The 1,257-nt window shown below is 69.1% G+C and carries 2 protein-coding genes; both read left to right on the top strand.

Translation table 11 applies throughout. The features are described 5' to 3' along the window. The coding region (locus tag DQW06_RS28415) for an LPXTG cell wall anchor domain-containing protein (protein ID WP_117199638.1) at positions 1-327 on the top strand (327 nt) is incomplete at its 5' end. Positions 328-432: 105 nt separating this feature from the next. After that, entirely contained in the window at positions 433-771 is a 339-nt protein-coding gene (locus tag DQW06_RS28410) for a hypothetical protein (RefSeq protein WP_013151980.1), read from the top strand. Positions 772-1,257: the final 486 nt, after the last annotated feature.

The raw sequence follows: 1,257 nt of genomic DNA, 5'->3' as shown, positions 1-1,257 counted from the left end.
GTCGGGGAGGAGGGGGTGGTCCGGGACGGGATCGTGAACTGGCGGGTGACGGTGCCCGAGGGGGAGGAGGCGGTGTACACGGTGCGCGTCCGCGCGCCGGAGGCGACGGGGGAGCGCCTGACCAGCACCGCCTGCCTGCTGCTGGAACGCGACGCCGACCCGGCCGCGTGCGCCAGCGACTCGGTCCTGGTCGCGGAACAGACCGCCATGTCGCGGGTCTCGGAGTACACCGATCCCGCGAACCTGCTGCGGGCCGCGGGTGTCGCCCTGGCGGTGGGGCTGGCCTGGATGCTGTGGCGGCGCAGGAGGGCGCTGTCGCGCGGGTGAGAGGGTGTGCGGGTGGGGGCCGCCCAGACGGGGCGCCGGTTTTGTTACGTCAGCGTGTCATGAACCCGGCGAGGGAAAACTACAGGCCGTAGTAGTGTTTCCGGCATGGACATTCTCTACTCCGCGCTCGTCTTCCTGCACATGATCGGCCTGGCCGGGATCATCGCGGGCTTCCTCATGCAGGTCATCACCGACAACCCCAAGTCGACCAAGGTCCTGCTGCACAGCTCCCTGCTCCAGCTCGTCACCGGCCTGCTGCTGGTCGGGGTGGCCGAGATGGCCGACCTCGGGGAGCTGAACCACGTCAAGATCGCGGTCAAGCTGCTGGTCGCGCTGGCGGTCGTGGTCGTGGGCGTGCTCAACCTGCGCAAGCCCGCCAGGAACCTCGCGGTCATCGCGGGCGTGCTCGCCATCGTCAACATCGGCGTGGCCGTCTTCTGGTAGGCCCTCCCCGAGCGCGGTCCCCGCAGACCGCGCAGGCGCCACCGCCGGTGGCGGCGCGAACCGTGCCGCCACCGGTTTTTTCTGTGTGCGTTTCCGTAATCTTGCGAAATTTTTCCCAGGAACTTCGTGGACTTGCGCGGGCGTCGTCCCAGGTCACGGGGGCGTGTCCCCCGGGGTCGACCTGATGGGGGAAGGCGGCCCGAAACGCATCCCGGCAGGTGGCGGCGGAAACCGTCGCGCTGGGTGAGCGGTGTGACGTTCAGATCAAGACCCGTTCACAAGAGCGTTCCGGTCTGTTAGCTTCGTCACGCTCACGCAAACTCTTGCAAAAACTGCAAGAGAACAGCGGACGGGGCAGTGCCGCCCCGCCGCGCTACCTCCCCCCAAGGAGCGCACATGAAGCCCATCCGACCCGGCGCCGCCGCCGGGGCGGTCCTGATGGGGATCGGCCTGCTGGCCGCCCCCGCGCAGGCCGATCCCCATCAG

It is taken from the genome of Nocardiopsis sp. TNDT3 (assembly GCF_003427465.1).
GTDB lineage: Bacteria > Actinomycetota > Actinomycetes > Streptosporangiales > Streptosporangiaceae > Nocardiopsis > Nocardiopsis dassonvillei.
Note: the sequence above shows the minus strand (reverse complement) of the source record. Positions and strands in the feature narration are given on the sequence as shown.